Consider the following 8586-nt stretch of genomic DNA (forward strand, 5'->3'; position numbering starts at 1 on the left):
TGAGCGGGCCTAGCCCTCCAACTGCGCGCCCCCAGTCTGGCGCGTTTTCTTTCTGCTACCCCGAAGGGACCCCCCCCCCGCGCGCCCCCCCCAACCCCCCCCCCGCCTTCGTGGCCGTCCGGGACCTCGGTGAAGTCGGACGGGTCGACCAGCGCCAGGTAGTCGAGCTCAAGCCGCGGCACGGCCGTGGCCGCCTCGTCCAGCACGATGTGGGCCGCGGCGCGTACGGCATCGGCCCCACCGCCCGGCTGGGCTGCCGCCACGGCGTGCGCGTCGGCTGCCGCACGGGCCTCGCCGAGCGCCGACAGCGCGGCGGCCCGCGCCTGCGGAGCCGGGGCCGACTCGGCGCGGGCGCGCAGCGCCTGCTGCGCGGCGAGCCGGTCGCGGGCGGCAAACAGGGCCCGGGACAGGGCGAGCGCGGTCCTGCGCTCATCGGGCGAGAGATAGCGGTTGCGGCTGGACAGCGCGAGACCGTCCGGCTCGCGCACGGTCGGTACGCCGACGATTTCCACGGGGAAGTTCAGATCGCGGGTCATCCGGCGGATCAACGCGAGCTGCTGGGCGTCCTTCTGGCCGAAGAAAGCCACGTCGGGGCGGGTGAGGTGGAGGAGCTTGGCGACGACGGTGAGCATCCCGTCGAAGTGGCCGGGGCGGCTGGCGCCTTCGAGCAGCTCGCCCATCGGGCCCGCGGTGATACGGACCTGGGGCTGCCCGCCCGGGTAGACCTCGTCCGCGGACGGCGCGAACACCACGTCGGCGCCCGCGTCCCGGGCGATCTTCAGATCGGCTTCCAGGGTGCGGGGGTAGCGGTCGAGGTCTTCGCCGGGGCCGAACTGGAGCGGGTTGACGAAGACGGTGACGACGACGAAGCCGCCGGGGCCGACGTGGGTGCGAGCCGTGCGCACGAGGGTGGCATGGCCTTCGTGGAGGGCGCCCATGGTCATGACGACGGCTGTGCGGCCACGCGGTGCGAGGCGCTCCAGGGCCTGGTCCAGTTCGCGGCGGTGGTGCAGCACCCGCATGGGGTCACCACCGTCCTCGCGGCTGCGTCCGTGGGCGCCGTCGGCCTCGTACGCGCTGTCCGACGCATACGCGCCGACGGGGCGGGAGGCGTCGCCCGTCCGGGTGTGCCGGCTCATCGGTTGTCTCCCTCGGCGAGCACGCCCAGCAGGTCCTCGGCGAGCTCCGGCTTGAGCAGTCCGTGCGCCAGGGCGCGGTCCGCTGTCGTACGGGCCATGGCCAGGTATCCGGCGACGGCTCCGGGCGCGTGCTTGCGCAGCTCGGCGACATGGGCAGCGACCGTGCCCGAGTCGCCTCGGGCCACCGGGCCGGTGAGCGCGGCATCGCCCGAGCGCAGGGCGTTGTCCAGCGCCGCTCCGAGCAGCGGGCCGAGCATCCGGTCGGGTGCGGCGACACCCGCCGTGCGCAGCAGCTCCATGGCCTGGGCGACCAGGGTGACCAGGTGGTTCGCACCGAGGGCGAGAGCCGCGTGGTAGAGCGGTCGGGCTTCCTCGTCGATCCACTCCGGCTCACCACCCATCTCGATGACCAGTGCCTCGGCGGCCAGCCTGAGCTCTGCGGGCGCGGTGACCCCGAAGGAGCAGCCGGCCAGCCGCTGGACGTCGACGCTTGTCCCAGTGAACGTCATCGCGGGGTGCAGGGCGAGCGGCAGGGCGCCGGCCCGGCGGGCGCGGTCGAGCACGGCCGTGCCATAGCGCCCGGAGGTGTGCACGAGCAGCTGCCCGGGGCGGATGGCCCCGGTCTCCGCCAGCCCTTCGACCAGAGCGGGCAGGGCGTCGTCGGGCACGGTGAGCAGCACCAGCTCGGCGCGGGCGAGCACCTCTTCGGGCGTCACGAGCGGCACGTCGGGCAGCAGGGCCGCGGCGCGGCGCCGCGAGGCCTCCGAGACACCCGAGGCGGCGACCGGACGGTGGCCGGCCAGCTGGAGGGACGCGGCGAGGGCGGGTCCGACGCGGCCCGCTCCGACGACGCCCACAGTGAGCCGGGCCGGTCGGTCCCTGGGGTCGACGGACTCGGATGCTGGATGAGGTGCTGACGGTGGTGATGCGTTCACGCGGCGACGGCCTTCCGTTCCAGTCCGCGGGGGGTACCGGACGATTCCTCGTCATGCTACGCCAGCGCCTTGCCAGGCCCTCGGCCGTCCACAGGCCGCGAAGGGCGGCCAGGGCGGGCCCTCGAGTTATCCACAGGCTGTGCGGGCCGGGGACGGGACCCGCCATGATCTCAGTACGCCGGAAGACGAGGGGAGCGGCGGAGATGACGACGACAGACGAGGCGAAGCCGACGGACACCGCGGACACCACGAGCCCGACGGACACCGCGGGAGCGGCGTGGCGAGAGCAGGACGAGAGCCGACGCAGGCTCGAAGCCTGGCGGGCGTCGAAGCGGGTGCTGTGGCGCCTTCCGACGGAGTTCAGCATGGGTGAGCGGCTGGTGGCACTCGCCACCGACGCGGGCGCGGTCCACAATCTGGGCGAAAGGGGCGACGTCTACGGCGACGGGGTCGTGGAGGCTCTGGAGGACCGGGTGGCGGCGCTGCTCGGCTTCCCCGCCGCCGCGTTCTTCCCGACCGGGACGATGGCGCAGCAGGTGGCACTACGTTGCTGGGCCGGCCGCACGGGCAACCACACCGTCGCGCTGCAGCCACTGGCCCATCCCGAGATACATGAGCGGGGCGCGCTCGGGCTGGTGAGCGGGCTGCGCACGGTCCATCCGACCCGGGCTCCCCGGTTGCCCACAGCCGAGGAGATCCGGGACCTGGAGGAGCCGTTCGGCACGCTGATGCTCGAACTGCCGCTGCGTGAAGCCGGTTTCCTGCTCCCGTCCTGGCAGGAGCTGGTGGACACGGTGGAAGCCGCCCGGGAGCGGGACGCGGTGGTGCACCTGGACGGCGCCCGGCTGTGGGAGTGCACCACCCATTTCGGGCGGGGGCTGGACGAGATCGCCCGGCTCGCGGACAGCGTGTACGTCTCCTTCTACAAGTCCCTGGGCGGGCTCTCCGGAGCCGTGCTGGCGGGGCCCGGGTCCCTCGTGGACGAGGCGAGGGTCTGGCGGCACCGCTACGGCGGGCAGCTCTTCCAGCAGTACCCGGCCGCGCTGTCCGCGCTGGTCGGCCTGGAGCGCGAGCTGCCGCGGCTGCCGTCGTACGTGGCCCACGCGCGGACCGTGGCGGGCGCGCTGGCGGACGGGATGCGGGCCGCGTCCGAGATCGGCTGGTTCCGGGTCCACCCCGGCATCCCGCACACGCACCAGTTCCAGGTATGGCTGCCGTACGAGCCGGACGAGCTGAACGAGGCGTCGCTTCGGCAGGCGGAGCGGACGGGTACCGCCCTCTTTCGGCGCTGGTTCGCGCCGGAGCCCGGGGGACCGCCGAGGGTGTCCGTCACGGAGGTGACCGTGGCGGCGGAGGGACTGGAGTGGACCGCTGGGGATGTGCGGGCGGCGCTGGCGGAGTTCATACGCTTCCTGGCCCCGGTCGCAGACGCCGGGGGCCACACAGTCGACTGAGCAGCGCACGGAGGATCTCCCTGTCAGGGCGTCTCGGGCCCGAGGCATCGGGACGCCATGCGGGAGGCGCTATCGGCGTCGAGGAGGTACTGCCGAATGGCGTCCCTACTCCCCGGCCCGGGGTGTCCGGCCCGGGGCTCGCGAGCCGATTGACGAGCGGCGTCAATCGAGTCGGGGTTCTGCGGGGCGACCGCGCAGTATGGGGCACGTGAGCGTCTCCATCGACATCGCGGGCCTGCCGCCCGAGCGCATCGTCTTCTCGATATCGCCGCTGGCCGAACTGGGTGTGGCCCTGCACGCGCTGGCCGAGCCCGGACACCATCCCGGCCTGCACGGCTGGGCCACGGCCACCGCTGCCGGACTGAAACCGGATCTGGCCGACCGGCTGCACGAGGCGCGCTTCCTGTGGAGCACCACGTTCTCGGACGTGTTCGCACCGTTCGCCGGTGTGCCCGGCCACGACGGAAGCACCGGCGCGACGCTCGCCGAAGAGCTGGACATGCTCGACCGGCTCTCCGACGAGCGCTTCGTCGAGGCGGCCCTGGAGCTGAACTGCTCCGCCAACGACGGCGACGGCCCCGCCGACCCCGGCCGTGCCCTGGAGCTGGCGGCTGTCCACGGCCCCAAGCCGCTGGAGTTCACCCGCCGGCTGCTGGACGACCCCGCTCCCGTGCGCGCCTGGCTGCGCCGCCTGTTCGAGGACTGCGAACAGGCCTTCTTCGCCGAGACCTGGCAGCGTGTACGCGTCCAGCTCGCCGCCGACGCCCGGCACAAGACGGACCTGCTGCGCCGCAAGGGCCTCGCGGAGGCGCTGCGCGCCGTCTCACCCGCGCTCTCGCTGGACGAGTCGGCAGGCACGATCACGGTGGACAAACTCGTGGAAGGCCGCACCACCTCCGTCGACCCCCGGGTGGGAGCCGGGCTGACGCTCGTGCCCTCCAGCTTCGGCTGGCCGCATCTGATGGTGCTGCACGCCCCGGGCTGGCGCCCCATGATCCACTACCCCATCGGTGCCCCGGAGCTCCCAGGCCCAGCCTCAGTCGAGTTGCTCAAACGCCGCATGGAGGCGCTGGCCCACCCGCTGCGAATGCGCCTGTGCCGCAACCTCGCCCGCACCGCGCACAGCACCAGTGAACTGGCGGACGCCCACGGCATCACCGCCCCGGAGGTGTCCCGCCATCTTTCCGTCCTCAAGAAGGCGGGCCTGGTCACGACGCGACGCCGGGGCCGCTATGTGCTGCACCAGCTCAACGTCCCGGTGGTGGCCCGGCTGGGCAGCGACTTCCTGGAGACGGTCCTGCGCTGAGAACCGGGCCGGATGCCCGGCGGCGTGCTCAGCGCCTGCGGTGGCCGTCCCCCATGGTGGGCGGCATGTTGTGCTGGGCCAGCGCGTTGAAGGAGGCCCGGTCGTGGGCGGCCGTCTGGCGCCGCGCCTGCTCGATCAGCAGACCGTCCACGTTCTCCGTCGGTTTGTTGTCACGTCGCAGCAGCAGCACGATGAGCGCCACCACCGCAACCGCGAGCAGCCCGAAGAACACAACGATCGTCGACATATCAAGACCCCCGTCAAGAGCCGGCCTTGATCAGGCCGGTCCCCTCACCCTATCCACCCGTGTGCGCGGTAAACGGCCTAGTCGAAGCGGACATGCGTCAGCCCGATCTTGATCCGCCGCAGTCTGCGGCGCAGCGGGCCGTAGGTGTCCTGTGCCGGCCGCAGCCCGGCGGACTCGGCGATGCGCTCGGCGACTTGGGAAACGGTCAGCCGGTCGGTGCGGATGTGCTCGGCGAACTCCGGCCCGGCGAGCCGTTCCAGGCAGTGGTCCAGCTTCCGCACAGCGAAGCTCTCCCGCTTCAGCCCCCCGTCCGAGCCCCCGCTCGCTGAGCCGGCGCAGCACCGTCGCATGTTCGGCCAGGAGCGCGAAGTGCCGCACCTCGTGTCCGACCGACCGGAGCCGTCCCACGGTCTCCTCGAAGTACCGCGGTTCGACCACGGTCATCGGGGCGATAAGCACCCCGCCATGGGAGCGCAGAGCGAGGTCCAGTACCTCGTAGACGCCCCACCGCCAGGCAGCGAGGTCCTGGAAGTCGCACCGCAGCGCGGGCGGCAGCATCCGGTGCAGCCCGAAACCGACGTGCTCCGGGTCGCAGACCGCACTGCCCTGGAGCCTACGGGCCAGTTCGTACGCCGTTTGTGTCCTGCCGCCGCCGAAGGGCCCGTTGATCCACGGCAGCACGCTCACGCCCCGGCGTTGCCGCCCGCCCGCACCAGGCCGGACTCGTACGCGAGCACCACCACTTGGACCCGGTCCCGCAGGTCCAGCTTGGTGAGGATGCGGCCGACGTGTGTCTTGACCGTGGCCTCCGACAGCACCAGCCGCCCGGCGATCTCCCCGTTGGAAAGCCCCTGTGCCACCAGCAGCATGACCTCGCGTTCGCGCTCGGTGAGCTTGCCGATCTCCTTGTGCTGCTCGGGCTCCCCCGCGGACGGCAGCATCGGCGAGAAGCGGTCGAGCAGCCGTCGGGTGGTGGACGGCGCCACCACCGCGTCTCCGCTGTGCACGGACCGGATGGCGGCGAGCAGCTCGCTCGGCGGCACGTCCTTGAGCATGAACCCGCTCGCGCCCGCCTTCAGCCCCGTGAAGGCGTACTCGTCGAGGTCGAAGGTGGTCAGGATGAGTACCTTGGGCGGGTTCGGCTGGACGCAGATACGCCGGGTGGCCTCGACCCCGTCCATCCTCGGCATCCGGACGTCCATCAGCACCACGTCCACCGGCGTGGTGCGCAGCAGCTCGATCGCCTCGACCCCGTCCCCCGCCTCCGCCACGACGTCCATGTCGGCCTGCGCGGCCAGCACCATACGGAAGCCCGTACGCAGCAGTACCTGGTCGTCGACAAGCATGACTCTTACATGTCCTACCGAGGACTCTTCCGGCGCGTACGTCATACGGCCAGCGTACGCAACGAGCTGCAGCCCGCCGTTCAGTTGCCCGGTCTTCCGGTTGCCCGATACGGCTTGCTCCCAGAGTGACCGGCCGGCTGACCCCGCCGAACCACCGGCTGACTAGTGGGCGGGTTTGAGCGGAAGCAAGGCACTGATACGGAAGCCGCCGCCCGGCCTGGGCCCGGCATCCAGGGTGCCGCCGACCATGCCGACGCGTTCGCGCATGCCGATCAGCCCGTGGCCCTTGCCGTCAGCGCCGCCGTCCTCGTACATCTCGCGGGAGGCGCCCCGCCCGTCGTCCTCCACGAGCAGGCCGAGACCGTCGTCGAAGTAGACGAGCCGGACGCTGGCCGCGGTGTCGGGGCCACCGTGCTTGCGGGTGTTGGTCAGGGCCTCCTGCACGATGCGGTACGCCGTGAGCTCCACGCCGCTCGGCAGTGAGCGCGGGGTTCCCTCGATCTTGAAGTCGACCGCGAGGCCGGCTTCACGTACCCGTTCGACCAGGTCCTCGATCTGCTGGACGTCCGGCTGCGGTACGTACTCACCGCTCTCCGGGGCGTCCGACGTGCGCAGCACCCCGAGCAGTCGGCGCATCTCGGCGAGGGCCTGGCGGCCGGTGGTGGAGATGGTCTCCAGGGCCTGCCGGGCCTGGTCGGGTGCGGTGTCCATGACGTACGCGGCGCCATCGGCCTGCACCACCATCACGGAGACGTTGTGGGCGACGACATCGTGCAGTTCGCGGGCGATACGGGCGCGCTCGGCGGCGACGGCGACCTTGGACTGCGCCTCGCGCTCCTGTTCCAGCCGCGCGGCGCGCTCCTCCAGCTGTGCGAGGTAGGCGCGGCGGGTGCGCAGGGAGTCGCCGAGGACCCAGGCGAGGGCGAACGGGACCGCCATCACGGTGGTGACCACGATCCGCTGGCCTACGCCCATGCCCCCCTCGGGCCAGCGGATCTGGGCGAGCGGGGCGGCCGCGAGGCCGCCGGCGAGTGCGAGCCGGGAGGCCCATCGGGGACCTTCATGAGCCGCGACCGTGTAGATGATCACAAGCATGGCGAAATCCGCCGCGTTGATCTTGATGTTCAGCACGATCTGTGCGACCCCGACGGCCGCCACGAGCAGCAGCATCAGCTCCGTGGCGCGGCGCCGCAGTGCCACGGCGAGGCAGAGGAGCAGGACGAGGAGAGCCGCCACTGGGCGCGGCTGGTTGCCCTCGGTGTCCTGGATGACCCACAGCATGGAGAACCCGAACAGGACGACGGCCCAGAAGGTGTCGATCCCCGTCGGGTGTCTGCGGACAAAGTCATAGAGGCGCTGCACGTAACCCAGCGTAGGGAAAGCGGAAAGGTGCCGGGGTCAACCGGAGGGCCGATCCGTTCGATGAGCACCTACTCCGCAAGGTGGACACTGAGACGCGTGACGTATGAGGCGACGGACCGCGGTCCACATGAGGCAGGCGCGTCGGCACGCCGGCATCGGGAAGCGGGGGGCTGGCTGCCCTGGCGGGTGGCGATGGAGCAGGCGCTGTACGGGCCTGCCGGGTTCTTCCGGAGACCGGAGGGGCCCGCCGGCCACTTCCGTACCTCGGTGCACGCCTCGCCCCTGTACGCCGGGGCCGTGGCCAGGCTGCTGACCGAGACGGCCGCGGCCCTTCCGGATGCGCCCGAGATCACACTGGTCGACATGGGCGCGGGGCGCGGGGAGCTGCTGACCGGTGTACTGGCGGCGCTGCCGGACGGCGGGCGGCTGCCGGACGGGCGGCCCGTGCGGACCTGCGCGGTGGAGCGCGCCGCGCGGCCCGACGGACTCGACCCGCGTATCGAGTGGTCGGAGCAGCCCCCCGCCGGTGCGAACGGGCTGCTCTTCGCGAACGAGTGGTTGGACAACGTCCCGGTGGATGTCGCAGAGGTGGATGAGGCGGGCGTCGCCCGCTACGTCCTGGTGCGCCCCGAGGACGGTACGGAGCGGCTCGGGGAGCCGGTGAGCGGCGCGGACGCGGCGTGGCTGGAGCGGTGGTGGCCGACGGTCGGCGCCGGTGCCGACCCCGACATCGGCGGCGGCCCCGGTCCCGGGCCCGGCGTCCGGTCCGTCGACGGGCGCCGGGCCGGAACGGGGCT

Annotated in this window: 8 protein-coding genes and 1 pseudogene; 3 read left to right on the top strand and 6 right to left on the bottom strand. The window is 72.3% G+C overall.

Features of this window, described 5'->3' with window-relative positions; all coding sequences use genetic code 11:
- Positions 1-1022 (bottom strand): pantoate--beta-alanine ligase (gene panC, locus ACFWI9_RS14605; RefSeq protein ID WP_387161954.1); only part of this gene is annotated, 1022 nt, incomplete at its 3' end.
- A gap of 113 nt (positions 1023-1135) precedes the next feature.
- Positions 1136-2074 (bottom strand): Rossmann-like and DUF2520 domain-containing protein, encoded by a 939-nt coding sequence (locus tag ACFWI9_RS14610; RefSeq protein ID WP_387161905.1) that lies wholly within the window; start codon positions 2072-2074, stop codon positions 1136-1138.
- A 203-nt stretch (positions 2075-2277) separates the two neighbouring features.
- Between ACFWI9_RS14610 and ACFWI9_RS14615 the strand changes: the two genes are divergently transcribed.
- Entirely contained in the window at positions 2278-3528 is a 1251-nt protein-coding gene (locus tag ACFWI9_RS14615) for a threonine aldolase family protein (protein ID WP_387161907.1), read from the top strand.
- Between the two features lie 199 nt (positions 3529-3727).
- Positions 3728-4834 carry a DUF5937 family protein gene (locus tag ACFWI9_RS14620; protein WP_387161908.1) on the top strand — a complete coding sequence of 369 codons (1107 nt, stop codon included), beginning with the start codon at positions 3728-3730 and terminating at the stop codon, positions 4832-4834.
- A 28-nt stretch (positions 4835-4862) separates the two neighbouring features.
- Here ACFWI9_RS14620 and ACFWI9_RS14625 read toward each other — a convergent pair whose 3' ends face one another.
- The 4 genes and pseudogenes from ACFWI9_RS14625 to ACFWI9_RS14640 form a co-directional block, all read right to left on the bottom strand.
- On the bottom strand, positions 4863-5081 hold the full coding sequence (locus tag ACFWI9_RS14625; RefSeq protein ID WP_387161909.1) for a hypothetical protein: 219 nt from the start codon (positions 5079-5081) through the stop codon (positions 4863-4865).
- A 77-nt stretch (positions 5082-5158) separates the two neighbouring features.
- Positions 5159-5762: pseudogene (locus tag ACFWI9_RS14630) on the bottom strand (ATP-binding protein).
- Between the two features lie 2 nt (positions 5763-5764).
- Positions 5765-6472: a response regulator gene (locus ACFWI9_RS14635; RefSeq protein WP_387161911.1), complete on the bottom strand. Its 708-nt coding sequence runs from the start codon at positions 6470-6472 to the stop codon at positions 5765-5767.
- A 117-nt stretch (positions 6473-6589) separates the two neighbouring features.
- Positions 6590-7789, bottom strand: a complete 1200-nt coding sequence (locus ACFWI9_RS14640; protein ID WP_387161913.1) for a sensor histidine kinase — start codon at positions 7787-7789, stop codon at positions 6590-6592.
- A gap of 96 nt (positions 7790-7885) precedes the next feature.
- Between ACFWI9_RS14640 and ACFWI9_RS14645 the strand changes: the two genes are divergently transcribed.
- Positions 7886-8586: SAM-dependent methyltransferase (locus ACFWI9_RS14645; protein ID WP_387161915.1), on the top strand; the 701-nt coding region annotated here is incomplete at its 3' end.

The organism is Streptomyces sp. NPDC127084, assembly GCF_042724175.1.
In the GTDB taxonomy this organism is placed as follows: domain Bacteria; phylum Actinomycetota; class Actinomycetes; order Streptomycetales; family Streptomycetaceae; genus Streptomyces.